Origin of the sequence: Hyalangium sp. (assembly GCF_045802625.1) — a bacterium.
Lineage (GTDB): Bacteria > Myxococcota > Myxococcia > Myxococcales > Myxococcaceae > Hyalangium.
Map to the genome: position 1 here is coordinate 173,839 of NZ_JBJMQP010000007.1, position 25,215 is coordinate 199,053.

The 25,215-nt window shown below is 69.0% G+C and carries 22 protein-coding genes; 10 read left to right on the forward strand and 12 right to left on the reverse strand.

All coding sequences use genetic code 11. From position 1 onward, the window contains the following. Positions 1-2: 2 nt before the first annotated feature. Genes menH through ACJ8AT_RS01495 form a run of 3 tightly spaced genes read right to left on the reverse strand, consistent with a single transcriptional unit; the run spans position 3 to position 3,878 of the window. Complete coding sequence (gene menH, locus ACJ8AT_RS01485; RefSeq protein WP_407735712.1) at positions 3-833, reverse strand: 2-succinyl-6-hydroxy-2,4-cyclohexadiene-1-carboxylate synthase; 831 nt, start codon at positions 831-833, stop codon at positions 3-5. Next, a complete protein-coding gene (menD, locus tag ACJ8AT_RS01490; protein WP_407735713.1) occupies positions 824-2,581 on the reverse strand; it encodes a 2-succinyl-5-enolpyruvyl-6-hydroxy-3-cyclohexene-1-carboxylic-acid synthase in 1,758 nt (585 codons plus the stop codon). Before menD ends, menH begins: the two co-directional genes overlap by 10 nt. Beyond that, complete coding sequence (locus ACJ8AT_RS01495; RefSeq protein ID WP_407735714.1) at positions 2,562-3,878, reverse strand: isochorismate synthase MenF; 1,317 nt, start codon at positions 3,876-3,878, stop codon at positions 2,562-2,564. The genes menD and ACJ8AT_RS01495 overlap by 20 nt, the downstream gene beginning before the upstream one ends. 219 nt (positions 3,879-4,097) lie before the next feature. Between ACJ8AT_RS01495 and ubiE the strand changes: the two genes are divergently transcribed. From ubiE to ACJ8AT_RS01530, 7 genes are all read left to right on the forward strand, one after another. Further along, a complete protein-coding gene (gene ubiE / locus ACJ8AT_RS01500) occupies positions 4,098-4,787 on the forward strand; it encodes a bifunctional demethylmenaquinone methyltransferase/2-methoxy-6-polyprenyl-1,4-benzoquinol methylase UbiE (protein WP_407735715.1) in 690 nt (229 codons plus the stop codon). Beyond that, positions 4,768-5,367 carry a shikimate kinase gene (locus ACJ8AT_RS01505; protein ID WP_407735716.1) on the forward strand — a complete coding sequence of 200 codons (600 nt, stop codon included), beginning with the start codon at positions 4,768-4,770 and terminating at the stop codon, positions 5,365-5,367. The genes ubiE and ACJ8AT_RS01505 overlap by 20 nt, the downstream gene beginning before the upstream one ends. Further along, on the forward strand, positions 5,364-6,608 hold the full coding sequence (locus tag ACJ8AT_RS01510) for a shikimate dehydrogenase (protein WP_407735717.1): 1,245 nt from the start codon (positions 5,364-5,366) through the stop codon (positions 6,606-6,608). Before ACJ8AT_RS01505 ends, ACJ8AT_RS01510 begins: the two co-directional genes overlap by 4 nt. Continuing rightward, the gene (gene aroC / locus ACJ8AT_RS01515; RefSeq protein ID WP_407735718.1) at positions 6,605-7,624 is read left to right on the forward strand and encodes a chorismate synthase; all 1,020 of its coding nucleotides are present in this window, start codon (positions 6,605-6,607) and stop codon (positions 7,622-7,624) included. The genes ACJ8AT_RS01510 and aroC overlap by 4 nt, the downstream gene beginning before the upstream one ends. Further along, a complete protein-coding gene (locus ACJ8AT_RS01520; RefSeq protein ID WP_407735719.1) occupies positions 7,621-8,691 on the forward strand; it encodes a 3-dehydroquinate synthase family protein in 1,071 nt (356 codons plus the stop codon). The genes aroC and ACJ8AT_RS01520 overlap by 4 nt, the downstream gene beginning before the upstream one ends. Next, complete coding sequence (locus tag ACJ8AT_RS01525) at positions 8,688-9,950, forward strand: 3-phosphoshikimate 1-carboxyvinyltransferase (RefSeq protein WP_407735720.1); 1,263 nt, start codon at positions 8,688-8,690, stop codon at positions 9,948-9,950. Before ACJ8AT_RS01520 ends, ACJ8AT_RS01525 begins: the two co-directional genes overlap by 4 nt. 83 nt (positions 9,951-10,033) lie before the next feature. Further along, positions 10,034-11,335 carry a citrate synthase gene (locus ACJ8AT_RS01530; protein WP_407735721.1) on the forward strand — a complete coding sequence of 434 codons (1,302 nt, stop codon included), beginning with the start codon at positions 10,034-10,036 and terminating at the stop codon, positions 11,333-11,335. Positions 11,336-11,411: 76 nt separating this feature from the next. On the opposite strand, the gene ACJ8AT_RS01535 is transcribed toward ACJ8AT_RS01530, so the two are convergent. Next, positions 11,412-13,232, reverse strand: coding sequence for an AMP-dependent synthetase/ligase (locus ACJ8AT_RS01535; protein ID WP_407735722.1), 1,821 nt, complete (start codon positions 13,230-13,232; stop codon positions 11,412-11,414). 111 nt (positions 13,233-13,343) lie between these two features. On the opposite strand from ACJ8AT_RS01535, the gene ACJ8AT_RS01540 reads away from it, so the two are divergent. From ACJ8AT_RS01540 to pyk, 3 genes are all read left to right on the forward strand, one after another. Next, positions 13,344-13,709 (forward strand): hypothetical protein, encoded by a 366-nt coding sequence (locus tag ACJ8AT_RS01540; protein WP_407735723.1) that lies wholly within the window; start codon positions 13,344-13,346, stop codon positions 13,707-13,709. A gap of 104 nt (positions 13,710-13,813) precedes the next feature. After that, positions 13,814-14,515 (forward strand): bifunctional nuclease family protein, encoded by a 702-nt coding sequence (locus ACJ8AT_RS01545; RefSeq protein WP_407735724.1) that lies wholly within the window; start codon positions 13,814-13,816, stop codon positions 14,513-14,515. 193 nt (positions 14,516-14,708) lie between these two features. Further along, positions 14,709-16,112, forward strand: a complete 1,404-nt coding sequence (pyk, locus tag ACJ8AT_RS01550) for a pyruvate kinase (protein WP_407735725.1) — start codon at positions 14,709-14,711, stop codon at positions 16,110-16,112. Positions 16,113-16,115: 3 nt separating this feature from the next. Here the strand turns inward: pyk and ACJ8AT_RS01555 are convergent, their stop codons facing one another. The 8 genes from ACJ8AT_RS01555 to ACJ8AT_RS01590 form a co-directional block, all read right to left on the reverse strand. After that, the gene (locus ACJ8AT_RS01555; RefSeq protein WP_407735726.1) at positions 16,116-16,784 is read right to left on the reverse strand and encodes a hypothetical protein; all 669 of its coding nucleotides are present in this window, start codon (positions 16,782-16,784) and stop codon (positions 16,116-16,118) included. Between the two features lie 14 nt (positions 16,785-16,798). Beyond that, positions 16,799-17,914, reverse strand: a complete 1,116-nt coding sequence (gene carA, locus ACJ8AT_RS01560) for a glutamine-hydrolyzing carbamoyl-phosphate synthase small subunit (protein ID WP_407735727.1) — start codon at positions 17,912-17,914, stop codon at positions 16,799-16,801. After that, on the reverse strand, positions 17,914-19,215 hold the full coding sequence (locus ACJ8AT_RS01565) for a dihydroorotase (RefSeq protein WP_407735728.1): 1,302 nt from the start codon (positions 19,213-19,215) through the stop codon (positions 17,914-17,916). Before ACJ8AT_RS01565 ends, carA begins: the two co-directional genes overlap by 1 nt. Further along, positions 19,212-20,102, reverse strand: coding sequence for an aspartate carbamoyltransferase catalytic subunit (locus tag ACJ8AT_RS01570; RefSeq protein WP_407735729.1), 891 nt, complete (start codon positions 20,100-20,102; stop codon positions 19,212-19,214). The genes ACJ8AT_RS01565 and ACJ8AT_RS01570 overlap by 4 nt, the downstream gene beginning before the upstream one ends. A 57-nt stretch (positions 20,103-20,159) precedes the next feature. After that, positions 20,160-21,398 carry a signal peptidase I gene (gene lepB, locus ACJ8AT_RS01575; RefSeq protein ID WP_407735730.1) on the reverse strand — a complete coding sequence of 413 codons (1,239 nt, stop codon included), beginning with the start codon at positions 21,396-21,398 and terminating at the stop codon, positions 20,160-20,162. Further along, positions 21,399-23,210, reverse strand: a complete 1,812-nt coding sequence (gene lepA / locus ACJ8AT_RS01580) for a translation elongation factor 4 (protein ID WP_407735731.1) — start codon at positions 23,208-23,210, stop codon at positions 21,399-21,401. A gap of 144 nt (positions 23,211-23,354) precedes the next feature. Beyond that, positions 23,355-24,299 (reverse strand): NAD-dependent epimerase/dehydratase family protein, encoded by a 945-nt coding sequence (locus tag ACJ8AT_RS01585; protein WP_407735732.1) that lies wholly within the window; start codon positions 24,297-24,299, stop codon positions 23,355-23,357. Positions 24,300-24,352: 53 nt separating this feature from the next. After that, on the reverse strand, positions 24,353-25,215 hold an 863-nt coding region (locus ACJ8AT_RS01590; protein ID WP_407735733.1), incomplete at its 5' end, for an NAD-dependent epimerase/dehydratase family protein.

Genomic DNA, 25,215 nt, shown 5'->3' on the forward strand with positions numbered 1-25,215 from the left:
ACTCACAGGTGGACTTCGAACTCGGGCGCTTCGTACCAGGGAGTGTGCAGGAAGGAGAGCACTTCGCTCGCGTAGTCCTCGGGGACCTCCAGGTGCGGCGCATGGCCGCAGTCCGGGAAGGTGTGCCGCCAGACCACGGGCAGCTCGGTCGCCATCTTTCGAGCGATCAGCGTGAACTTCTCGTCCAGCGCTCCCGTGAGCAGCAGGGTGGGCAGCCGCTGGCTGTGCAGCTCGGGCCAGTAGTCCGGCTGGAACCCGAGCCCCAGCCGCCCCAGCGCGCCCGTCAGCCCTTCGACGGTGCAGGACTTGCGACGCTCTCGCAGGGCCGCGAGCCGCTCGGGAGGCAGCCGCTTGAGGCTGTCGAACATGGGCTGGGATTCCCAGTGCTCCACGAAGGCGTCCACGCCCTGGGCGCGCAGCAGGGTGGCAAGCCGCCCGTCTGACTCGCGGCGCTCGGCGCGCTCCATGCGGCGGTGCAGCCCCGGCGAGCCGCTCTCCAGGATGAGCCGGCCGAAGCGCTCCGGCTTGTGGAGCGCGGCCCCGAGCGCGATCCGCGCGCCCATCGAGTAGCCCAGCAGGTCCACCGAGGGCACTCCGAGCTTCTCCACCAGCTCGACCACCGCCTCGACGGTCTCGATGAAGCCCTCGCGGCCCTTGCGCTGGGTCAGCGGCGTCTGCCCATGGCCTGGGAGATCCACCGCGATCGCCTTCACCGCTTTGCTCAACAGTGGGCGCAGGTGATCGAAGGAGGTGCGGTTGCCCGTGAAGCCGTGCAGCAGCACGAGGGGCCGAGTCCCCTCTCCCCAGGTCTCGTACGCGAGGGTCACGCCCATGGGCCGTCTCCCAGCGCCGCCGCCATCCGCGCGAAGAGCTTGCGATGATACTCGACGTTGCTGGCCCGCTCGGTCCGGACCTCGATGAGGTGCAGCCCGCCCTCCAGCCCCACCTTCACCGAAGCGCGCAGCGCCGGGGCCGAGTCCGGCCGGTGGAACTCGGCGCCGTAGAGTGACGCCGCGTGCGAGAGATCCACGCTGTGCGGGGTGCCGAAGAGCGGCTCGAAGTGCTCCGTGGCGTTGGCGATGGGCAGGAACGAGAAGATGCCGCCACCGTCGTTGTTCACCACCACAACGGTGAGCGAGACATCATGCCGATGCGCGGTGAGCAGTCCGCCCACGTCGTGCAGGAAGGCCAGATCCCCCGCGAGCAACACCGTCGGCTTCCCCGAGGACGCCGCCACCCCGAGCGCGCTGGACACGATGCCGTCGATGCCGTTGGCCCCGCGATTCGAGAGCACGCGCAGCGGCATGGCGCTCCCGAGCGCGAAGGCGTCCACGTCCCGGATAGGCATGCTGCTGGAGACGAAGAGGTTCGCGCCGGACGGGAGCGCCGCCACCACCTCGCGAGCGATGCGAGGCTCGGTCAGCGCCGTCTCCTCGGCGAAGGCTGCCTCCAGGGTGTTCCGCGCCAGGCGCTCGGCCTGGAGGAAGCTCTGGGCCCAGCGCCCCAAACCCCGGGACAGCCCGCGCGAGAGGGCTTCGCATGCGGCGCTGGCCGAGCCCTCGATCACCTGCGCCGCCCGGTGGGCCGGATCAACGAGCGCGCCGTCATCGCTGAAGAGGACGATGTGCGCCCCCGAAGCATCGAGCCACTGTTGAGGCACCTTGGGCGTCAACCCTCCACCGAAGCGCAGCACGAGCTCCGGCCGATGCGTCTGGGCAAAGGGCGCGTGGCGCAGGATCGCGTCATACAAGGACAGCGTCCCAGCGCCTCCGCCATACCGAGCTTGCGAGGCGGCCTCGGCGATGACCGGGTAGCCCGTGGCGTGCGAGAGCGCGGTGATGGCCTCCGCGAAGCCGTCCTCCTCGTCCCGGGGACCGCAGACGATGAGCCCACGCTCAGTGCTGGCAATCCGGCGGCGCACCTCATCGACGGCGTGGGGAGCCGGCTGGCGCGCGGACGGCGTGATGGACGTCAGCAGCGCCCCGGAGCGCCCCTCACGGGCCAGCGCGGACAGGCGCTCCTCGCCGAAAGCCTCCGGAGACGGCGCCAACGGCTCGCGGAACGGAACGTTCAGGTGCACGGCGCCACGAGGGGCGCGCAGGGCGATTCCCACGGCCCGGGCCGCGGTGGCGCGCAGGTGCAGCAGGGCCACGTCGCTCGCCTCGGGCAGCCCCACGTCCACGAAGAAGCGGGAGAACTCCCCGAAGAGGCGCGCCTGGGGAATGGTCTGCGGCGCGCCCCACCCCTGCAGCTCCAGCGGCCGATCCGCGGTGAGCACCACGAGCGGCACGTTCGACAGCGCCGCTTCAATCACCGCCGGATAGAAGTGCGCCCCCGCCGTCCCGCTGGTGGCGATCAGCACCGCCGGTGCGCGCGAGTGCTTGCCCACGCCCAGGCCGAAGAAGCCGGCGCTGCGCTCATCGATGATGGACCAGGTCTTCAGGCCCTCGACCCGCTGGGACGCCACCGCCAACGGCGACGAGCGCGAGCCCGGACACACCACGGCGTGACGAACGCCGCCGCGCACCAGCTCCTCCAGCAGGGCGCGCGCCCAGAGCTGGTTAAGGTTCGCGTCGGACATCTCCGCCTCCGAGCGCCCGGAGCATCGCCAGGCTCTTCATCTCTGTCTCGCGCCACTCGGCCGCCGCGCTGGAGCCCCGCACGATACCGGCTCCCACGAAGAGCCGGGCATGAGAGCCCCGCACCAACGCCGAGCGCAGCGCCACCACGATGTGCGCTCCGGACGGGCCAATCCACCCCACCGGCCCCGCGTACCAGCCACGATCCAACGCCTCGTGCTCATGCAGGAAGCCGAGCGAATGATCTCGCGGGACGCCGCCCACCGCGGGGGTTGGGTGCAGCGCTCCGACCACCTGGGCCGGGCTCACACCCTCGTTCAGCGCGGCGCGGATCCCCGTGCGCAGGTGCACCACGTTCTTCAGCGTCAGCAGCGCGGGCTCGGCGTCCGCGGTGACGTGCTCGGCGATGGGCCGCAGCGCCGCCAGGATGTAGCGCACCACCGAGTCATGCTCGCGCCGATCCTTGTCGCGCCCACCCAGCCCCTCGGCCTGCCCCGGCGCCGCGGAGCCCGCCAGCGCCTCCGTCTCCAGCACCCGGCCCTCCACCCGGCACAGCGTCTCCGGTGTGGCGCCCAGGAAGGCCACGCCTCCCGGCGCTCGGAACAGGAAGGTGGCACAGCGCGGGTTCTGCTCGCGCAGGCGGGTCAGCACCTCCACCAGATCGAACGGGCGAGAGCCTTCCACTTCCACCGACCGGGCCATCACCACCTTCTGGAGCCGCCCGGCGCTGATGGCCTCCAGCGCGCGGTTCACCCGTGCCTCGAAGTCCTCGCGCGACGAGGAGAGCTCGAGCGCAACCACCCCGCCCTGAGGGTGGCGATAGTCGACCGGGAAGCTCGCGCGCACCCGCTCCAGCCGCGAGCGCACCAGATCCTCCCCGCCCGCCTCCTCCGGGGCAAACGCCGCCACCGCCACGCCCTTGTCCACGCGCCAGGCAAGCACCTCCGGCAGCGTCCACCGCGCGAAGCCGTGCGCCTTCCAGTCCGCATCCGTCGGAGCCGTCGAGGCAAAGCGCATGCCTCCGAACCAAGGCCCCGGCAGCTGCGCGGGAGCCTCGCCCAGCCAGCGCACCTCCACCTGCGAGGCAAGCGTCCCCAGCACCTCGGTCGCCTGCACGGAGGAGTGGGCCTCCATCACCGCGGCCTCGCCCCAGCCCGCGATGGCCTCCTGCGCCAACGGCCGCTCCCAATAGAAGGCCGGCACACCCAGCAGGTTCGCTCCCGCAAGCGGATCCGTGGAGGCCAGCACCATCATCCCGGCCACCCAGCGTTGTCCCTTAGCGGGATTGAGCGTCGTCATCAGCATCTCTCATCTGGGGACCTGCACCCATCACCCCAGGTTGTCTTCTACGCGATTCCGGATATACATGCACACGGAGTTCAAAACCATGTGAACTCGATCGCAGAGGCCATGTGGGCGGAAGGCAGACCGGGTTTCGCGACAACTCCCTCTAATGGTGCATGCGGTGGAGGGGCAGCTCTGGCGGCCGGCGAGCCCGGCCCTGGTTGTGAGGGCGTGATGAGCACGGAAGTCCGTCAGATGTTCTCCTCGATTGCCACGCGGTACGACGTGACGAACGAGGTGCTGTCGCTGGGCATCCACCGCCTATGGCGCCGCGCCGCCGTGCGCTACAGCGCGGCGAAGGAGGGCGACCGCGTCCTCGACTGCGCCACCGGCACCGGAGATCTGGCCCTGGCCTTCAAGCGAAAGGTGGGCGCCTCCGGCCAGGTGGTGGGCACGGACTTCTGCGCGGAGATGCTACAGAGCGCCCCGGCGAAGGCCTCCGAAGCGGGGCTCGTGGTGGACTTCCAGGTGGCTGATGCCATGGCGCTCCCCTTCGCGGAGGCCTCCTTCGATGTGGCCTCGATCGCCTTCGGCATCCGCAACGTGGATGACCCGGTGAAGTGCCTGAAGGAGATGGCCCGGGTGGTGAAGCCGGGTGGGCGCGTGGTGGTGCTGGAGTTCGGCCAGCCCGAGGGGGCCTTCGGTGCCCTCTTCCGCTTCTACAGCAAGACGATCATGCCGGCCATCGGCGGCCTGCTCACCGGGAATCGGGCCGCCTACGAGTACCTGCCCCGCACGGCGGCGGCCTTCCCCGCGGGCGAGCGGTTCCTCGCGCTCATGGATCAGACCGGTGCCTATCGCGAACGGGTAGCCCATCCGATGACGTTTGGGACATCCTACGTCTATGTCGGAACTGTCCGCTGACGACCGGCGCACCACCCTCGAACAGCTCCTCGAGAGCCTGGATCCTCGACTGAGCCCGCGGCTCCGGGAGGCGCTCGCCTTGCCGGGCCCTGAAGCTCGCCCCGCTCCGGGGCAGACGGTGGTGATCGCGGGTCACCGCTCCGCGGGAAAGACTCGGGTGCTGCCGTATGTCGCACGGCTGCTGGGCAGGACGGGGCTGGACCTCGACAAGGAGCTGGAAGCCTCCTCTGGCCGCTCGCTGCGCACCTGGGTAGCCGAGGATCCGAAAGCCTTCCGAGCCGCCGAGCGCCAGGCGCTCCTGGGAATTCCTCCGGGAAGCCTGGTGGCCGTGGGCGGCGGGTTCCTCTCGCACCACCCGGACGCGCTGGCGGGAATGTTCACCCTCATCGTTCCGGTCTCCTTCGAGACGTACCGGGAGCGCCTGCTGGCGGATACTTCCCGGCCTCGGCTCCGGCCGGGTGTCACTCTGGAGGAGGAGATCTCCACTGTGTTCCACGAGCGCGAAGCCCTGCACGCCCGCGTTCCCACCGTGCCCCTGGTGGACTTCCTCCGGGCCTTCTGGCGCGAGGTGACTCCATGACTTCCGCCCTCCGAGTGGTGACACTCCCTCCCACCGTTCAAGGAGCAGAGGCCGTGCGCTTCGCGGAGGAGGTTCGCCGCCGCGGCGCCAATGTCCTGGAGATGCGGACGGACCTGCACGCTCCCGAGGCCGTGGATACCGCGGCGGTGGCGCGCGTGCTGCCGCTGCTCGTGTCCGAGCGAGGCCGCCCCATTCCCTCCGCTTGGGTGGAGGCCGCCACCTATGTGGACCGGGACGTGACGGTCTCCGTCGATGCGCCTTCGACGAAGCTGGTGGCCTCGCACCATGCCGAGCGCCCGCTCTCCACCGCCGAGGCCCTCGCGCTCTGGGACCTGAAGCTGCCCGCGACGGCCCTCGTGAAGCACGTCGAGCCGCTCGGGGCACCCGCTCGGGCGAAGGAGCTCCTGGAGACCCAGGCGCGGCTCATCGAGCGCTATGGCGCCGGACGCGTGACGGTGCTCGGGATGGGGCCCGTGGCGCTCCCGATTCGCGCGGTGCTCGCTCGGCGCAATGCTCTCGATTACGTGGCGGCGGGTGGAAGCTGGAGCGCCGCTCCGGGCCAGCGTCTCCTGGATGATGCGGTCCGAGAAGCCCGAGCCGCCGAAGCAGCGACCCGTCTGCGCCGAGGCATCCTGGGGACGTCGATCGTCCACTCGCGCTCGCCCCGCATCCACCGCCAGCCCTTCGACCGCATCGACATCCCCGAGGATGGGCCGCTTGAGGAGCTGGTCGACTCGTTGCTGCCGCACTACGCCGGCTTCGCCGTCACGAGCCCCTTCAAGCTGCGCCTGGCCAGACATGCCCGCTCCCCGCTGGAAGCCATCAACACGCTCGTCCGCCGGGGCGACCACTGGGAGTCCTTCAACACCGACGTCGAGGGCGCACGCGCCGTCCTGAAGCGGCTCGGGGCTCGCGAGGTATTCGTCCTCGGCGATGGCGGGTCGACCGCAGCCCTGCGCGCCGTGGCGGAAGATCAGGGCTGCCAGCTTCGCATCCTCAAGCGTGCGGACATCCGCGAGCCCCTCTCCGGGGCTGGAGTCTGGACCTGGCCGGACCGGATCTCTCCGCCCGACGACCTGCGCTTCAACGGTGCCCGGGTGGCGGTCATCGCCTACGGCGCTCCGGGCCGCCGGGTGGCCAAGGAGATCTCGCGCCGAGGCGGCACACCGGTCATGCTAGGCGCTGCGTGGTTCGTCGCGCAGGCCCGCCGACAGCGCGAACTCTGGGAGACAGCGACATGAACACTCTGGGAAAACTCTTCCGTCTCACCACCTTCGGAGAGAGCCACGGCCCGGCGCTCGGCTCGATCATCGATGGCTGCCCTGCCGGTGTCCCGCTGACCCGCGAGCACATCCAGGCCGCGCTGGATCGCCGCCGTCCGGGCCAGTCCGCCATCACCACCGCGCGCTCCGAGCCGGATCAGGTGGAGATCCTCTCCGGAGTCTTCGAGGACAAGACGCTGGGCACGCCGATCGCGGCGATTGTCCGCAACACGAACCAGCGCTCGGGGGACTACGACAAGCTGAAGACCCAGGATCGGCCGGGCCACGCGGACGCGGTCTGGCGCGAGCGCTACAAGCACCGCGATCACCGAGGCGGCGGGCGCACCAGCGGGCGCGAGACGCTCTGCCGGGTCATCGGCGGCGCAGTGGCGGAGGCCTACCTCGCCAGGGATCTGCCTCAGATCCGCACGGTGGGCTGGGTCTCGCAGGTGGGAAACATGATCGCCGCGGTGCCCGAGCCCGGCCTCAGCCGCGCCCAGGTGGACGAGCACCCCACGCGCTGCCCGGACCCGGTGGTGCGAGAGGAGATGTCCCGGCGCATCCTCGCGGCGAAGGAGGCCGGTGACAGCCTGGGAGGCTCCATCGACATCCGCGTCGAGGGCCTGCCCGTGGGGCTCGGCGAGCCCATCTTCGGCAAGCTCAAGGCGCTCATCGCCCAGGCGCTCGGGAGCGTGGGAGCCGTAACGGGCGTCGTCTGGGGCCCGCCGGATCTGCTCGCCCGGATCGAGCAGCCCGGCAGCGTCTTCCACACCCAGAAGGAGATGTACGGCGGCATCCAGGGAGGCCTCGCCAATGGCGAGCCGATGCAGGTGCGCGCCTTCTTCAAGCCTCCCGCCACGCTGGCGGATCACGCGAAGGGCGGGCGCCATGATCCCTGCATCATGCCGCGTGCCGTGCCTGTCCTCGAGGCGATGGTGTCGCTGGTGATCGCCGATCTCATCCTGCAGATGAACGCCTTCCCACACTCCGCATGAGCTTCCTCCCTCCTGGCGCGTACAAGCCCGCAACCGATCATTGGGGCTCCTTCGAGAAGCTCTCGAAGCGCCTGCCCGAGGGCAGCGTGGCCGTCGTGGATCGGACGGTGACACGCTTCCACCCGGGCCTCATCCCCGCCCTCGAGGCGCGCAGCCCCCGCGCCATCATCCAGATCACCGGCGGCGAGCGCGCGAAGAACTTCGCCTCGCTGGAGCAGGTGCTCGCCGGAGGGCTCTCCCTGCCCCGCTCCGGGACGCTGCTGGCCGTGGGCGGTGGCACCATCGGAGACGTCGTCACCGTGGCCGCGCACCTGCTCAAGCGTGGCGTGCGGCTGGTGCAGGTCCCCACCACGCTGCTGGCGGCGGTGGACAGCAGCCTCGGCGGCAAGGGCGCGGTGGATCTCACCCTGCGCGGCCGTGTGGTGAAGAACCCGGCCGGCGTCTTCCACTACGCGGACGAGGCGTGGATCTGCCCGGAGATCTTCTCCTCGCTCTCCGAGGCCCAGCACCGCGAGGGCGCCATCGAGGCCTGGAAGATGGTGGTCTGCCTCGACGGTCCCCTCTTCCGCCGCTACGTCCGCAAGGCCCCGGCGCTGGAGAAGCTGGTGAAGGACGCGCGGCGGCTCAAGGAGAGCGTCTGCGCCCAGGATCCCTACGAGCAGAGCGGCCTGCGGCGCGTGCTCAACTTCGGCCACAGCTTCGGCCACGTGCTGGAGAGCCTGTCCCGCTTCAAGCTGTCCCACGGGGACGCGGTGGGGCTGGGGATGCTCTGCGCGTTGGACGTGGGCCGAGCCATGGGCGTCACGCCCGGCAAGGTGGCCACGCAGGTCGAGGAGGCCATGCGCGCCGGCCCTGGCGTGCTCGGACGAGACCGGATCGCCGCCCTGCTGCGCCGCGCCCCGCTGAGTGACGTGGTGGAGCTGCTCGCCGCCGACAAGAAGGCGGGGAAGGCGGGCGAGCTGCGCATGGTGCTCCTCACCGGTATTGGCGCCTTCGAGATCCGGGACGTCTCCGAGGCCACGTGGCGCAACCTCTGGCCCGCCTGGAAGCAGGGACTCCGCCCATGAGCAAGCTCCACGTCGATCCCAGTCAGCTCAAGCCCGCGCGCCTCACGCCTCCGGTGTCCAAGTCGGACGCGCAGCGGGCGCTGGTGCTCGCGCACCTCACGGGCCACTGGCCCCTGTCCGCCATCCAGTCCGAGCCCGACTCCGAGCTCCCCGCGGACGTCCGCGTCCTCAAGCGAGGCGTGGAGGCCGTGCGCCTGCCTCCGGGCTCCGTGCGTGACGTGGACTGCGCGGACGGAGGCGCCCCGTTCCGCATCCTCGTCACACAGGCGGCGGTGACTCCGGGCGTCCACGTGCGCCTCACCGGCACGCCGCGCCTGGGCGAGCGCCCCCATGGCCCGCTGTTCGAGTCCTTGCGCGAAGCGCTGGGGCCCTCGGGCCTGTCGCTCACCGAGGGCAAGCCCTGGCCCGTGGAGATCCGCGCGCCCACCTCCACCGGCGCTCCCGTCTTCCGAGTCCCCGGAGATCAGAGCAGTCAATACGCCTCCAGCCTGCTGCTGGGCTGCGCGGCCCTCTTCCTGCGCGAGCGCCGCCCCTGGAGCGTGGAGATCCTCGGCACGCTCACCAGCGCCGGCTACCTGGAGCTCACCGTCTCCTGGCTGCGGCGCTTCGGCTTCACCGTGGAGGAGCAGGCCTCCCGCTTCACCGTGACGGCCCACCAGCCCTCCGCGAGCGCTCCTCCCATGCCGGGAGACTGGTCCTCCCTGGGCTACCTGCTCCTGATCGCCTGGCGCACCGGTGGCAGCGTGGAGCGCGCCGATCCCTCCAGCGCCCACCCGGATCAGGCCCTCCTGCGGCTGGTCCAACCCGCGGGCCTCACCCCCGTCCCCGGGGCGGAGCTCACCATGCGCATGGAGGGACAGGCCCAGAATGGGCTCGTGGCCTCCGGCAAGGAGTGCCCGGATCTGCTGCCCACGCTCGCGGCGCTCGCCTGCGTGCTGCCACGCCCCTCCACGCTGACGGATGTGGGCATCCTGCGCCTCAAGGAGAGCGACCGCCTGGAGGGCATCCGCACGCTCGTGTCGGCCTACGGCGGCACCACCTCCCTGGAGGGCGAGACGCTGACGATCACCCCTCCCAAGGCCCCTCCCGCCCACTTCACCATGGACAGCAAGGGCGATCACCGGCTCGCCATGGTGTCCGCCACCCTCTCCATCCTCTCGGGAGCGCGCCTGACGCTCTCCGGCCCCGAGTGCGTGGAGAAGAGCTTCCCGGGTTTCTGGCGGCAGGTGGAACGAGCGGGTGTACGCCTGTCTGAATGAAGGTTCAAGTTCGAGTGTCGGCGGCCATCGAAGCGCTCTCTTTTTTGTTGAAAGCGCTCTGTTCCCTGTGAAATCTCCCGCCCATGGCCAAGGACACGCTGACGATCACCGACAACCGGACCGGGAAGACGTACGAAGTCCCGATCGAAAATGGATGCATCCGCACTCACGCGCTCAGGCAGATCAAGGCCAGTGACGAAGACTTCGGTCTGATGGGTTACGACCCAGCGTTCCTCAACACGGCCAACTGCCGCAGCGCCATCACCTATATCGACGGTGACAAGGGCATCCTCGAGTACCGCGGCTACCCCATCGAGCAGCTGGCGGAGAAGTCCTCCTTCCTCGAGGTGGCCTACCTGCTGCTCAACGGCGAGCTGCCCACCCCGAAGGAGCTCGAGCAGTTCATCCACCTGGTGACGCACCACACGTACGTGCACGAGAACATCAAGGCCTTCATGGACGGGTTCCGCTACGACGCGCACCCCATGTCCATGCTGGCCTCCACGGTGGCCGCCCTCTCCGGCTTCTACCCGGACGCCAAGCACACCAAGGACGAGCAGAGCCGCCGCATCCAGATCACCCGGCTCATCGCCAAGATGCCCACCATCGCGGCCTTCTCGTACCGCCACAGCATGGGCCTGCCGTACATCTACCCGGACAATGACTTGTCCTACGTGGCCAACTTCCTGGCGATGATCCGCCGCATCGGCACGGCCACCTACAAGGTGCACCCCACGCTGGAGCGCGCGCTGGATCTGCTCTTCATCCTCCACGCCGACCACGAGCAGAACTGCTCCACCACGTCGGTGCGCACGGTGGGCTCGTCGGAGGTGGATCCGTACTCGGCGGTGAGCGCGGGCATCGGCGCGCTCTACGGCCCGCTGCACGGCGGCGCCAACGAGGCCGTGCTGCGCATGCTGCGCGAGATCGGCCACATCTCGAAGATCCCGGACTTCATCAAGGCGGTGAAGAGCGGCGAGGGCGAGAAGAAGCTGATGGGCTTCGGCCACCGCGTGTACAAGTCCTACGATCCGCGCGCCAAGGTCATCAAGCGCGTGGCGGACGAGGTCTTCGAAGTCACGGGCAAGAACCCGCTGCTGGACATCGCGCTGGAGCTGGAGCGCATCGCCCTGCAGGACGAGTACTTCATCAAGCGCAAGCTCTACCCGAACGTGGACTTCTACTCGGGCCTCATCTACGAGGCGATGGGCTTCCCGGTGGAGATGTTCCCCGTCCTCTTCGCCATTCCGCGCACGGTGGGCTGGTGCGCGCAGTGGGAGGAGATGGTGAAGGATCCGGAGCAGAAGATCGCCCGTCCGCGCCAGATCTTCGTGGGCTCCAAGCGCCGCGACTACGTCTCCATGGACAAGCGCGCCGCCAAGTAGTCCCGGCGCACCGGGCCGTGGCCTGAGGCACGAAGGGGCGAGGGACTCCGGTCCCCCGCCCCTTTTGCTTTCCGCCTCAGCCTGAGTGGGCCTGGGAGGACTGGGGGCCCTCGGCGTACAGGGACTCGATGAGCGGGGCGTACTTCTTCTCCACCTGGTTGCGGCGGACCTTGAGCGTGGGCGTCATCTCCCCGCCCTGAACGGAGAAGTCCTCCGGGAGGATGGTGAAGCGCTTGATGGTCTCGAAGCGCGCCAGCTTGGAGTTCACGTCCCGCTCGATGGCCTGCTGCAGGTACTCGCGCAGGCGCGGATCGCTGGCCAGCGCGGACACGTCCTCCGGCCAGCCCTTCTCCCGCGCCAGCTTCTTCGCCGCCTCCGCCTCCAGCGTCAGCAGCGCCACCAGGAAGTTGCGCCGCTCGCCGATGACGACGGCCTGGCTCACCGGGGAGACGCCCTTGAGCAGCGTCTCGATGTTCGAGGGCGCCGTCTTCTTCCCGCCGGAGGTGACGATGATCTCCTTCTTGCGGCCGGTGATGTGCGCGAAGCCCTCGCCATCCAGCACGCCCACATCCCCGGTGTGCAGCCACCCGCCCTGGAGCAGCTCCGCGGTGGCGGCGGGCTCCCGGTAGTAGCCCAGGCACGCGTTGCCGCCGCGCACGAGGATCTCCCCATCCTCGGCGATGCGGATCTCCACCCCCACCATGGGCCTCCCCACGCTGCCCAGCCGCGTGGCCTCCTCGGTGTTGATCGCCGCCGGTCCCGTCAGCTCGGACATGCCCCACACCTCGCGCATGACCACGTCGATGGAGGCGAAGAAGTCCAGCACGTCCCGCCCGATGGGCGCCGCGCCCACCGAGAAGTACCCCGTCTGATCGAACCCGATGCGCTGGTGCAGCGGCGCGAACACCAGCCGGCGCGCCAGCTGGTACTGCGCCTCCAGCAGCAGGGGCACCTTCTCGTGGCGCAGCGCGAGCGTGTGGTACTGCGTGGCCACCCCGCGCGCCCACGCCAGCACCTTCTGGCGCACGGGTGGCTGCGCGTGGAAGCCCTCCTCCGCCTTCGCCTTGAACTTCTCCCACACCCGGGGCACGCCGAAGAAGAAGGTGGGCCGCACCTCCTTCAGGTTCTGCGGCACCGACTCGATCGAGTCCGCGAAGTAGACCTGGCCGCCGGCCATCAGCGGACCGTGCAGCGAGATGACCTGCTCGGCGATGTGCGACAGCGGCAGGTACGACAGCATCCGCTTCTCATCGTGCCCCAGGCTCACCGCCTGCAGCAGCTTCTCCACCGTCCACACCAGGTTGTGGTGGCTGAGCATCACCCCCTTGGGATTTCCCGTCGTCCCCGAGGTGTAGATGAGCGTGGCCAGCGCGTCCTTCTCGAGCGCATTGACGCGCTCCCAGTAAGGCCCCTCGTCCGCGCCGGTGCCCTTCTCCAGCACGTCCACGTAGCGCAGCACCCCCTCCGGCAGCGTGGCGGGGGCGTCCATGACGATGATGTGGCGCAGCCGGGGCAGCCGCTCCCGGACGGCGAGCACGCCCGCCAGGTACTTCGCGTTCTCCACCAGGACGAACTCGGCTTCGGAGTGCTGGAGGATGTACTCCAGCTGCTCCGAGCTGCTGGTGGTGTAGATGCCCACCGGCACGCCCTGCAGGGCCATGGCGGCCAGATCCGCCACCAGCCACTCCTCGCGGTTGAAGCTCTGGATGGCCAGCGTCCCCTTCGCCTGGAACCCGAGCGCGTGCAGGCCCAGCGCGAAGCGGGTGACGCGCTGGGCGTACTCACGCCAGGAGGTGGGCACGTACGTCTTGCCTCTGCGCGTCCAGAGGGCCGGGCGGTGCTCGTACCGCGTGGCCTGCTCATGGAGCACATGGACCATCGTCTTGGGTTGTTCCATGGGGCGAGCAGGCTACAGAAACCCGGCGGTGGCAACCATGTCGTCCGGGCCACCTGGATCGTCTCCGGCGTTGACAGGCGACTGGAGGGCTATGTATTCCGCGCAACGACCATGAGCATCGACTTCACCTGCCAGAAGTGCGAGGCGAGCTTCGAGCTGGACGCCCAGGATCTCATTGAGGGGACTGAGAAGCTGGTCTGCCCTCACTGCGACGCCAAGGCCCCCGCCAACATCTCCGAGGACTTCGTCGCGGCGCTCACGGAGATGCGCGCGCAGATCGCCGCGATGAGCAAGAAGTTCTCCGTCAGCATGACGCTCGAGTCCGAGGACCTGGAGGACGAGCTCACAGAGGAGGAGGAGGAGGACGACGACGAGGAGGAGTCCGAGGACGAGGACGATGATGAGCTCGACTTCGACGAGGACGAGGACGTCGAGGACGACGAGGACTACGACGAGGACGAAGACGACGAGCGCTGAGCTCTCCGCTCGCCTGCCTACCCTCCGTCCCAGCGCGCTCGCCGCATGTCCGTCGGGACGTTTTCCGCCCTCGCCGTCCTGAACCCGGTGCGTACGTTTGAGGGGTGAAAACACCTAATCGCGCCGGTCTCTTTCTTGCTCCCATCTCCGCTGTGGTGCTGGCGCTGGTGGGGTTGTTGTTCCTCCCTGCGTTCTCCGCACAGCCGGCGTATGCGGCCGCCCCGCGTCAAGCGGGCCCCGAGCCCTGCATCACCGAGGATGGTGGAGATCCCGCCGCGTGCAAGGAGCTCGTCGAGCTCGTGGTCCGCGACGTGGTGCCTCTCGAGGAAGCCCAGACACACGCCGTGGTGCTGACGACGCAGGATGGCCAGGTCGTCCTGCCCGTCTTCGTGGACGAGGCGGCGGCCGTGGCCATCGCCTTCCGCCTGGCTCATATGGAGCCGCCCCAGCCCCTCGCCCAGGATCTGCTGGACGACGTGGTGTCCAAGCTGGGCGCGCATGTCACCGAGGTCCGCATCGACGATCTGCACGGTGACATCTACACCGGCCGTGTGTTCCTCGAGCAGGGCAAGAAGCACCTGGAGCTGGACGCTCGCCCCGCGGACTCGATCGCCATGGCGCTGGACGGCAAGGCCCGCATCCGCGTCACGCGCAAGGTGCTGACGCAGGCCGGCATCAACCGCGACGACATCGAGGCGCTCAAGCAAGACCAGGGCGAGGGCGTCGGCGGCAGCGGCCGCAGCCCCCAAGAGCCTGAGAAGGCCCCTGTGGCGCCGAAGGCGAAGCACAAGGAGATCAGCCTCTAGGCGCCACAATCCCGCGGCACGGCACAGGAAAGCCCGGCCCCCCCTCCCAGGGAAGCCGGGCTTTCACTTTCCTCGAACGGACGGAGTGCAGAGCGCGGAGCCCCGGAGAACCTGGCGGCCGCGTGGGCAGCACCTTCGCCTCCGCGATCTCGGCTGTCAAGAGACCCACCCGCCCGCCTAGGATGGCGAGCGCATGCGCAAGGCGAAAATCATCTGCACGTTGGGACCTTCCTCGGACACGCCGGAGGTGCTCGAGGGACTGATTCGCGCGGGGATGAACGTGGCGCGGCTCAACTTCTCGCACGGGACCCAGGACGACCACCGGCGGCGGGTGAACACGCTGCGCAAGCTGTCCCGAAAGCTCGGAATTCCCGTCGCCATCCTCCAGGACGTGCAGGGGCCCAAGATCCGGCTCGGCAAATTCGAGGGCGGACAGTTGGTGGTGAAACAGGGGCAGACGGTGACGGTGACGACCCGCGCCGTCCTGGGCCAGGGGACCATCATCCCCACGCCGGTGCGCTCGCTGCCCAAGGACGTGAAGCGAGGGGATCCCATCCTGCTGGACGACGGCCGCGTGCGCCTGCGCGTGCTGCGCGTGGCGGGCCGGGACGTCACCGCGAAGGTGGAGGTGGGCGGGCTGCTGAAGGACCACAAGGGGCTCAACCTGCCCGGCGCGGCCATCTCTGTGCCCACCATTACGGAGAAGGACGCGGAGGATCTGGCGTTTGGCCAGGAGCTCGGCGTGGACTACGTGGCGCTGTCGTTCGTGCGCTCGGCGGAGGACATCCTGCAGGCACGCGCGCACGTGGCGAAGCGGAACACGCCCCTGATCGCGAAGATCGAGAAGCCCCAGGCGGTGGCGAACCTGGAGGCCATCGCCGCGGTGGCGGACGGGGTGATGATCGCCCGGGGAGATCTGGGCGTGGAGATGCCGCTGGAGCAGCTGCCGGGCATCCAGAAGCGCGCGGTGGCCGAGGTCAACCGCAAGGGCGGTCTGGTGATCGTCGCCACGGAGATGCTGGAGAGCATGGTGGGCAGCCCGCGCCCCACGCGCGCCGAGGTGTCCGACGTGGCGAACGCCATCCTGGACGGCGCGGACGCGGTGATGCTCTCGGGCGAGACGGCGGCGGGCAAGTACCCCATCGAGGCGGCGGCCACCATGGCGCGGATCGTCGAGGAGGCCGAGCGCGGAGCGGGAGGCAACCTGCTCTCCTCCCTGCTGTTCAACAAGAAGGAGGATCTGTCCACCGGTGTGGCGGCGGCGGCGGTGGCGGCAGCCGAGCAGCTCGGCATCGACACGATCGTCACCTACACCGAGCGGGGCCACACCGCGCGCCTGGTGTCCGAGTTCCGGCCCAAGGCGCAGATCATCGGCCTGACGCCCAACCCGGACACGGTGAACCGGATGGCGCTCTACTGGGGCGTGAAGGGGCTGCACGTGGGCCGGCTGCAGAGCACGGATGCGATGCTCAAGCAGGTGCGCCGGCTGTGCCGCGAGCAGGGGCTCTGCAAGGTGGGCCAGCCCGTGATCATCGTCGCGGGCGTGCCGCTCAACGAGCCCGGGCGGACGAACATGATGTCCATCTACCGCATCTGAGGCTTACAGCTTCTTGTTCTGGAAGTCGTAGAGCTTCTCGACGGCGATCTGCCGGTAGCGCTCGACCTTGAGGGCCCGCAGGGCGCACTCCCAGACCAGCTCCTTGGCGGGCCGGTCCGGCTCCTTCTTCTTGCGCCGCTTCACCTCGGCCTTGATGGCTTTCACCGCCACGCGCGGGTGGTAGCAGAAGGCCGCCGAGAACAGCAGGTGGCCCCCGAACGGAATCAGCCGCGCCTCGAGCACGTCCCCCGTCTCCAGGCCGGCGATGTGCCGCCGCTCGGTGACGTCGAAGTCCTTGCCCGAGGACAGCTCGCGCAGGCGGATGACGCCCTTGCCCAGCTTGCGCACCTCGAACAGCCCGTGGACCGTCTCGGTGAAGCTGCGGAAGGCGTTGGCCTCCTCGGGCGCCGCGGACTGCAGCCGCTGCTCGTACAGCTCCGTGGCCGGCGTCTTCCCCGTGAGCGGCGAGACGCGATCGTAGAGGTAGTAGTCCAGGAACGAGGCCATCCGGAGCTCGAAGATCTTGTCGTCCTCGAACACCTCGCCCGTGAGGCGGAAGTACTCCGCCTTCGCCTCGAGCAGGTCCGCCTTGCGCGACTCCTCGCTGCCAAAGGCGGTGAGCTGGTCCAGATACGGCTGATACGACATCGGTGAGGCAGAAGGGGCGTCCATGGGGCGCGAGGATCCTACTCCGCCATCAGCCGGGCGAAACGCTTGAACAGATAGCGCGCATCGTGCGGGCCGGGGGAAGACTCGGGGTGGTACTGGACGCTGAAGGCCCGAGCGTCGGGGATGGAGAGCCCCTCGACCGTGCCATCATTGAGGTTGATGTGGGTGACCACCGCCCTGCCCTTCAGGCTGGCGTCGTCCACGGCGAAGCCGTGGTTCTGCGCGGTGATCTCTACCTTCCCGGTTGTCAGATCCTTCACGGGTTGGTTGGCGCCGCGGTGGCCAAACTTCATCTTGTACGTGCGCCCGCCCAGGGCGAGCGCGAGGATCTGGTGCCCCAGGCAGATGCCGAACACCGGCACCTTGCCCAGCAGCGCGGCGACCGTCTTGTCCGCCCCCTTCACCGCGGCGGGATCTCCCGGGCCGTTGGCCAGGAAGACGCCGTTCGGCTTGCGCGCGAGCACCTCCTCGGCGGACGTGTGCGCGGGCACCACCGTCACCCAGATGCCCTCGTCCACGAGGAACTCCAGCATGGAGCGCTTGAGGCCGTAGTCGTAGGCCACCACGTGGTAGCGCAGCTCCGGCGCCTTGCGCTCGGGGCCGCCGAACACATCCGGAGAGGGCGTGTTGAACGAGTACGCCTCCTTGGTGGAGACGCCCGTGGCCAGATCCAGGCCCTCCATGCCGGGCGCGTTCCGGGCGCGCTCGACGAGGGCCGCGGTGGAGTGGTTCTCGCTGGAGATGACGCCCATCTGCGCGCCGTGCGTGCGCAGGTGCCGCACCAACCGCCGGGTGTCGAGGCCCTGGATGCCCGCCACCCCGTGGCGCTTGAGGTACGCGTCCAGCGACTCCTTCGCGCGCCAGTTGGAGGGCTGGTCGGTGAAGGAGCGCACCACCATGCCCACCGCGTGCGGGTGCACGGACTCCTCGTCGTCCGGGTTGGCCCCCACGTTCCCCATCTCGGGGTAGGCCATGGTGACGATCTGCCCGACGTAGGAGGGATCCGTGAGGATCTCCTGGTAACCGAACATGGAGGTGTTGAAGACCACCTCACCGGCCCTCTCTCCGGTGGCGCCAAAGGAGCGCCCCTCGAAGATGGTGCCATCCGCCAACGCGAGCACGGCCCGCTTCATCACCGGGACTCCTTGATCTGACCGTCCGAAAACACGAGCCGGCCGCCAACCCACGTCTGGGTGACGCGGCCCTTGAGCAATCGGCCATTGAAGGGCGTATTCCGGCTCTTGGAGAAGAACCGCTCGGCGTCCACCGCCCACTCCACCTCCGGGTCGACGAGCGTGATGTCCGCCGTAGACCCGGGCGCGAGGTGACCGCCCGGCAGGCCGAACGCCCTCGACGGCCCATCCGTGAGCAGCTCCACCGCCTTGAGCGGGCTCAGCACGCCCTCGTGCACCAGCGCCAGCGTGAGGCCGAGCGCCGTCTCCAGCCCCACCACGCCGTTGATGCCCTTGTCGAACTCCACCTGCTTGTCGAGCACGCCGTGCGGGGCGTGGTCCGTGGCGATGGCATCAATGGTGCCGTCGGCCAGGGCCTCGCGGAGCGCCTCCGCGTCGCGGCGCAGGCGCAGCGGGGGGTTCATCTTGGCGTGGGTGTCGTACTGGCCCACGGCGGTGTCATCGAGCGTGAAGTGGTGCGGGGTGGCCTCGGCGGTGACGCGCAGGCCGCGCTTCTTGGCCTCGCGCACCAGGCGCACGCTGCCCTCGCAGGAGAGGTGGGCGATGTGCAGGCGTCCCCCTGTCTCCTCCAGCAGCACCAGGTCCCGAGCCACCATGGCCACCTCGGCCGAGGGCGGGATGGGCAGCAGCCCGAGCCGCGTGGCGGTAGGCCCCTCCGTCATCGCGCCCTTGCCGGACAGCGTGAGGTCCTCCTCGTGGACCATGACGGGGATATCGAAGATCGTCGCGTACTGGAGCGCTCGCCGCATCAGGGCGGCGTTCATCACCGGGCGGCCATCGTCGGTGATGCAGACGCAGCCGGCGGAGATCAGCTCGCCCATCTCGGCCAGCTCCTCGCCCTTGAGGCCCTTGGTGATGGCCCCCGCGGGGTAGACGTGGCAGAGCCCCGCGGCCCGGGCGCGAGACAGCACCAGCTCCGTCACCAGCGCGCTGTCGTTGACCACCTTGGTGTTGGGCATGGCCACCACCGCGGTGAAGCCCCCCGCCACCGCCGAGCGGCTCCCGGTGAGGACGGTCTCCTTGCCCTCCTCGCCCGGCTCGCGCAGGTGCACGTGCAGATCGATGAAGCCCGGCAGCACCCAGCGGCCCTGAGCATCCACCACCTCGGCGCCGGAGAGCTGGAGCGGCGCTTCGGACACCTGCGCCACCTTGCCGTCCTGGACGAGCACATCCCGCACACCGTCGACACCGCTGCGCGGATCGATCACCCGGCCGCGGCGGAAGAGCACCGGGCCGCTCACGAGCACACCTCCAGGATGGCCCGGCGCACGGCGACCCCGTTGGCCACCTGCTCGAGAATGACGCTGCGAGCCCCATCCGCCACGGAGGGAGCCAGCTCCACGCCCCGGTTGATGGGCCCCGGGTGCATGACCAGCGCTCCGGGCTTCATCCGCTCGGCGCGCGCCGGGGTGAGCCCGAAGAGCCGGGAGAACTCGCGCGTGGAGGGGAAGAAGGACTCCGTCTGCCGCTCGAGCTGGAGCCGCAGGCACATCACCGCGTCCGCCTGGGGCAGCACCGGCTCCAGCTTCGTGGTCACCTCGGCGCCCATCTCCTTCAGCCCCACGGGCAGCAGCGTGGGCGGGCCACACACCACCACCCGGGCCCCGAGCGCCGTCAGGCACAGGATGTTCGAGCGGGCCACGCGGCTGTGGAGGATGTCCCCGACGATGAGCACCGTGCGCCCATCCAGCGAGCCCCAGTGCCGGCGCAGCGTGAAGGCATCCAGCAGGGCCTGCGAGGGGTGCTCGTGGGTGCCATCCCCGGCGTTGATGACGGCGCAGCGCACGTGCAGGGCCGCCAGGTGGGGAGCGCCCGAGGAGCGGTGCCGGATGACGAGCGCCACCGGGCCCGTGGCCTCGATGTTGCGCACCGTGTCCAGCAGCGTCTCTCCCTTGGAGACCGAGGAGCCCTGCGCCGTCCAGTTGAGCACCTGGGCGCCCAGCGACTTGGCGGCGATCTCGAAGGAAGTCCGGGTGCGGGTGGAGTCCTCGAAGAAGAGGTTGGCCACCACCTTGCCCTGAAGCACCGAGGCGCTCGCCGCGCCCCCCGGCAGATGGGCCTCGGCCCGATCGAGCAGCGTCTCGATCTCGTCTCGCCGCCAGCCGTCGATTCCGAGCAGGTGTCGCATAGCGCCGGGCCGCGCCCTAGCAGTGCCGCCGCGGAGCGTCAAGCGTCCGCGGCGTGCTCACCGGACGGGCTCGAAGAAGCGGTCCAGCCGCAGGCCGGTTCCACCGAAGAAGCTGCTGCCCAGGCCGCCGTACCCCAGTGACAACCAGACAACCATCGCCTTGCCCTTGATGTTGCCGAAGGGCACGTAGGCCGGAGCGTGGCCCGGGCCAATGAAGCCCACGCGGCTGTCCGAGCTGTTGTCGCGGTTGTCGCCCATCACGAAGACATGGCCCTCGGGGACGATGAACGGCCCCTCGGTGCGAGGCGTCATCGGGTGCGGATCCTGGAGCACCGCGTGGCTCACGCTGTCCAGGTTCTCCGTGTAGCGGATCACCTCGTCGTCGTACCACTCGCTCTGCGGCGACAGGTTGTGCACGACGGAGTCCTTGTCGACGAGCGTGCGGTTCTGCGGCCTGCCGTTGATGAAGACGACCTCGTTGATGAGCTCGACGCGATCGCCGGGGATGCCGACGATGCGCTTGATGAAGTCCTTGTCCGTCTCCACGGGGTTGTTGAAGACGATCACGTCCCCGCGCGCCGGGGCCCGGACGATCTGGAACGGCACCTTGTTCATGAACGGGATGCGCACCCCGTAGATGAACTTGTTGACGAAGACCTGATCGCCAATCTCCAGCGTGGGCAGCATGGAGCCGGAGGGGATGCGGTACGGCTCGATGAAGATGGTGCGGATGAGCAGCGCGATGAGCAGCGCCTTCACGAAGCCAGAGATGGTGTCCCAGCCGGACTGCTTGCGGTAGGCGCCCAGCAGCTCCTCGTGGAGCTTGTCGAGCGCCCTCACCTCCTTCTCCAGCCGGGGCACGTCCGCGGCCAGGGAGGCGTCCTCCACGCGCACGGACTGCTCGGCGATGCGCTCGGCGGCGTTGGCGGGCAGCTTGCCGGGGACGCGCTGGAAGATGCGCTCGGCCTCGTGGAACAGCTCGCGCGCCTCGTGGCGCAGCTTGCGCAGGGCCGCCTCGCGCTTGGAGGCCAGGCGCCACACCAGCAGCGCCGCCCAGGCGAAGAACATCGCCGCCCCGAAGAACTGCATGGCCGGCTTGGCCCAGGAAGCGGACGACGGGAGGTTCTCGATCAGGAAGAGGTACGGGATGAAGGCCAGGCCCACCGCCGTCAACGGCGCCCACAGGCTGGTGAGCAGCTGGCGCCACATCAGCATCCGCCGGGCCTTGAGCTGCTCCGGGGTGCGGCGTGCCGTGAGGGCGTCGCCCAGCTTCACTGGCGTCGTCGCGGCGGTCATCTACTCCTCCGTCTTCAGGACGGCCAGGAAGGCCTCCTGAGGGATCTCCACCGAGCCCACCTGCTTCATACGCTTCTTGCCCTCCTTCTGCTTCTCCAGCAGCTTGCGCTTACGGCTGATGTCACCACCGTAGCATTTGGCGAGCACGTTCTTGCGCATGGCGGAGATCGTCTCGCGGGCGATGATCTTCGCGCCGATGGCGGCCTGGATGGCCACCTCGTACATCTGCTTGGGGATGACTTCCTTGAGCTTCTCGCACACCTCGCGGCCGCGCTGGTAGGCGCGCTCGCGGTGGACGATGACGCTGAGGGCATCCACCGGCTCGCCGTTGATGAGGATGTCCAGCTTGGCCAGATCCGCCTCCACGTAGCCGGCCAGCTCATAGTCCAGGCTGGCGTAGCCGCGCGACACGCTCTTGAGCTTGTCGAAGAAGTCGAACACCACCTCGGCCAGGGGCATCTCGTACGTCACCTGCACGCGCTGGCCGCTGGAGCCCAGGTACTTCATGTCCTTCTGCACCCCGCGCCGGTCCTGGCACAGCTTGAGGATGGCGCCCAGGTGATCGTTGGGCACGTGGATGTGGCAGGTGAGGATGGGCTCCTCGAACTTCTCGATGTTCTGCACCGGCGGCAGCTTGGCCGGGTTGTCGATGAGGATCGTCTCACCCTTGCTGGTGGTGATGCGGTACACCACCGAGGGCGCCGTGGTGATGAGGTTGAGGTTGTACTCGCGCTCCAGACGCTCCTGGACGATCTCCATGTGCAGCAGGCCCAGGTAGCCGCAGCGGAACCCGAAGCCGAGCGCCGTGGAGGACTCGGGCTCGTAGGTGAAGGCCGAGTCGTTGAGCTTGAGCTTGGCCAGCGCGTCGCGCAGGCCCTCGTACTCGGCGGAGTCCACCGGGAAGATGCCGCTGAACACCATGGGCTTCACTTCCTTGAAGCCCGGGAAGGGAGCGTCCGTGGGGCGCGCCTCCTCCGTCACGGTGTCACCCACCTTGGCGTCCTGCAGCTCCTTGACGTTGGCCACCAGCACGCCCACCTCGCCGGCCATGAGCTGCTGCACGGGCCGCGAGAAGGGGCTGAACACGCCCAGCTCCTGCACCTCGAAGACCTTGTTGTTGCTCCACAGCTTGATCTTCTGCTTGAGCTTGAGCGTGCCCTCGAGCACTCGCACCAGCGTCACGACGCCGCGGTAGTTGTCATACCAGCTGTCGAAGATGAGGGCCTTGAGCGGCGCGCTCGGCTCGCCCTTGGGCGACGGGATGCGCTCGACCACGGCCTCGAGGATGTCGTGGATGCCAATGCCCTCCTTGGCGGAGGCCGGCACGGCCACGGACGCGTCGATGCCGATCACGTCCTCGATCTCCGCCCGGGTGCGCGCCACGTCCGCGCTGGGCAGATCGATCTTGTTGATGACCGGGATGATCTCCAGGTTGTGGTCCAGCGCCATGTAGACGTTGGCCAGCGTCTGCGCCTCGACGCCCTGGCTGGCATCCACCACGAGCAGGCAGCCCTCGCACGCGGCCAGCGAGCGGCTGACCTCGTAGGCGAAGTCCACGTGTCCCGGCGTGTCGATGAGGTTGAGGACGTACTGCTTGCCGTCCTTGGCCGTGTAGTTCATCCGCACGGACTGGGCCTTGATGGTGATGCCCCGTTCGCGCTCGATGTCCATGTTGTCCAGGAACTGAGCCTGGGCCTCACGCTTGGTCAGCGTCCCCGTCTTTTCGAGGAGGCGGTCCGCCAGCGTCGACTTCCCATGGTCGATGTGGGCGATGATGCAGAAGTTGCGAATGTGGGCGTTCTCGGCCGGCATGGATTCAGGGCTCGTCGCGCTGTAAGTCGAAGCGCGCGTAGGTAACACCGAACTCGTTCAAAATCCATGCATCCGCGCGTCCGCTGACCGGCCTGGCGGCCAGCGGAGTGCCCGTCGTGCCGGGGATTTAGCTCGACCCCTGGCCTAGCCGGACGCCCGCGTCGGCTCGAGCGCCTTGAGGCGGAAGTACTCCACCGTCTTGCGCAGCCCGTCAGCGAGCCCCACGCTCGGCTCCCAGCCCAGCAGCTTGCGAGCCAGCGACGGATCAATGCAGGAGCGCCGCTGCTCGCCCGGCTTGCCCGGAGCGTGGGTCACCGGCTGCTTGGAGCCGGCCGCCTCGGCCAGCAGCGCGAAGAGGCGGTTGATGTCCGTCTCCACGCCAGTGCCGATGTTGATGGCCCCCACGTAGTCCTTCTCGAAGGCCAGGCGGTTGGCCCGAGCCACATCCGGCCCGAAGACGAAGTCCCGCGTCTGCCCGCCGTCGCCAAAGATGGTGCACTCCTTCCCGGCGACCAGGCGCTGGCTGAAGATGGCCACCACGCCGGCCTCCCCATGAGGGTTCTGCCGAGGGCCGTAGACGTTGGCGTAGCGCAGCGCGACGTACTGCAGGCCGTACTGGGCCTTGTAGTAGCCGAGGTACAGCTCGCCCGACGCCTTGGAGACACCGTAGGGAGACACCGGCCGCGTCGGGTGGGACTCGGGCGCGGGGAAGACGTCCTGCTCGCCGTAGATGGCACCGCCGGTGGAGCTGAAGATGACCTTCTTCACCCCGGCCACGCGCGCAGCCTCGAGCAGGTTGAGCATGCCCAGGATGTTGGCGTCCGCGTCGAAGCGCGGGTCCTCCACGCTGCGGCGCACGTCCATCTGCGCGGCCAGGTGGCAGAGCACCTGCGGGCGCTCGGAGCGGATCAGCTCCGCGGCCTCGGGGCTGCGGATGTCCAGCACCGCCAGCCGCACGCGCGGATCCAGGTTCTCCCGTTTGCCGCTCGACAGGTTATCGAGCGCAATCACCTCATGCCCCGCGCGCAGGAATTCGTCGCACACGTGAGATCCGATGAAGCCCGCTCCTCCCGTCACCAGCACTTTCACGCTGAAGCTCCCACTAGTGGCCTTGGCCAGAAAAGTTCAAAAGCGTCGGCAACTTAAGGACCGCCGCGGGTAGCGGCAACGGTGCGGAAGTAGGAGATCGTCTCCCGCAGACCGTCCTCGAGGCGAACCTTTGGCTCCCAGCCTAGCAGCGTCCGGGCCCGGGTGATGTCCGGCTGACGCTGCTTGGGATCATTCTGGGGTAGCGGCTGGAAGACGAGCTTCCCTCCCCCACCGGCGGCGGTGCGCACCGCCTCGGCGAACTCGAGGATGGTCATCTCCCGCGGGTTGCCGATGTTCACCGGATCCGTCACCTCGGACAGGGCCAGCCGCACCAGCCCGTCCACCAGATCCTTCACGTAGCAGAACGAGCGTGTCTGCTTCCCATCCCCGAAGAGGGTGAAGTCCTCGCCGCGCAGGGCCTGGCCCACGAAGGCCGGCACCACTCGGCCATCGTTCAGGCGCATCCGCGGCCCATAGGTATTGAAGATGCGGACGATGCGCGTCTTCACCCCGCGCACGCGTGCGTAGGCGGAGGTGATCGCCTCGGCGTAGCGCTTGGCCTCGTCGTACACCGCGCGCGGCCCGATGGGGTTGACGTTGCCGTAGTAGCCCTCGTGCTGGGGGTGGACCAGCGGATCTCCATACACCTCGGAGGTGGAGGCCTGGAGGAACACCGCGCCCTTGGCCTCGGCCAGCTTGAGCGCGTTCTCGGTGCCGATGGAGCCCACCCGGAGCGTCTCCAGCGGCAGCTGCGCGTAGTCGATGGGCGAGGCGGGAGAGGCCAGGTTGAAGACATAGTCCAGGGGCCCCTCGACCGAGAGCCCCTCCACGATGTCCTGCTTGAGGAACTCGAACCCGGGCCGGCCGCGCAGCGTGCGCAGGTTCTGCTCGGCGCCCGTCAGGAAGTTGTCCACCG

What these genes read in the sequence shown, in the direction of transcription:
- ACJ8AT_RS01570 (WP_407735729.1), bottom strand. Translation starts at nt 20,102, where the DNA reads ATGCGACACCTGCTCGGAATCGACGGCTGGCGGCGAGACGAGATCGAG.
- ACJ8AT_RS01540 (WP_407735723.1), top strand. Translation starts at nt 13,344, where the DNA reads ATGAGCATCGACTTCACCTGCCAGAAGTGCGAGGCGAGCTTCGAGCTG.
- ACJ8AT_RS01530 (WP_407735721.1), top strand. Translation starts at nt 10,034, where the DNA reads ATGGCCAAGGACACGCTGACGATCACCGACAACCGGACCGGGAAGACG.
- ACJ8AT_RS01535 (WP_407735722.1), bottom strand. Translation starts at nt 13,232, where the DNA reads ATGGAACAACCCAAGACGATGGTCCATGTGCTCCATGAGCAGGCCACG.
- pyk (WP_407735725.1), top strand. Translation starts at nt 14,709, where the DNA reads ATGCGCAAGGCGAAAATCATCTGCACGTTGGGACCTTCCTCGGACACG.
- lepA (WP_407735731.1), bottom strand. Translation starts at nt 23,210, where the DNA reads ATGCCGGCCGAGAACGCCCACATTCGCAACTTCTGCATCATCGCCCAC.
- ACJ8AT_RS01505 (WP_407735716.1), top strand. Translation starts at nt 4,768, where the DNA reads ATGTCGGAACTGTCCGCTGACGACCGGCGCACCACCCTCGAACAGCTC.
- ubiE (WP_407735715.1), top strand. Translation starts at nt 4,098, where the DNA reads ATGAGCACGGAAGTCCGTCAGATGTTCTCCTCGATTGCCACGCGGTAC.
- ACJ8AT_RS01525 (WP_407735720.1), top strand. Translation starts at nt 8,688, where the DNA reads ATGAGCAAGCTCCACGTCGATCCCAGTCAGCTCAAGCCCGCGCGCCTC.
- carA (WP_407735727.1), bottom strand. Translation starts at nt 17,914, where the DNA reads ATGAAGCGGGCCGTGCTCGCGTTGGCGGATGGCACCATCTTCGAGGGG.
- menH (WP_407735712.1), bottom strand. Translation starts at nt 833, where the DNA reads ATGGGCGTGACCCTCGCGTACGAGACCTGGGGAGAGGGGACTCGGCCC.
- ACJ8AT_RS01520 (WP_407735719.1), top strand. Translation starts at nt 7,621, where the DNA reads ATGAGCTTCCTCCCTCCTGGCGCGTACAAGCCCGCAACCGATCATTGG.
- menD (WP_407735713.1), bottom strand. Translation starts at nt 2,581, where the DNA reads ATGTCCGACGCGAACCTTAACCAGCTCTGGGCGCGCGCCCTGCTGGAG.
- lepB (WP_407735730.1), bottom strand. Translation starts at nt 21,398, where the DNA reads ATGACCGCCGCGACGACGCCAGTGAAGCTGGGCGACGCCCTCACGGCA.
- aroC (WP_407735718.1), top strand. Translation starts at nt 6,605, where the DNA reads ATGAACACTCTGGGAAAACTCTTCCGTCTCACCACCTTCGGAGAGAGC.
- ACJ8AT_RS01510 (WP_407735717.1), top strand. Translation starts at nt 5,364, where the DNA reads ATGACTTCCGCCCTCCGAGTGGTGACACTCCCTCCCACCGTTCAAGGA.
- ACJ8AT_RS01555 (WP_407735726.1), bottom strand. Translation starts at nt 16,784, where the DNA reads ATGGACGCCCCTTCTGCCTCACCGATGTCGTATCAGCCGTATCTGGAC.
- ACJ8AT_RS01495 (WP_407735714.1), bottom strand. Translation starts at nt 3,878, where the DNA reads ATGACGACGCTCAATCCCGCTAAGGGACAACGCTGGGTGGCCGGGATG.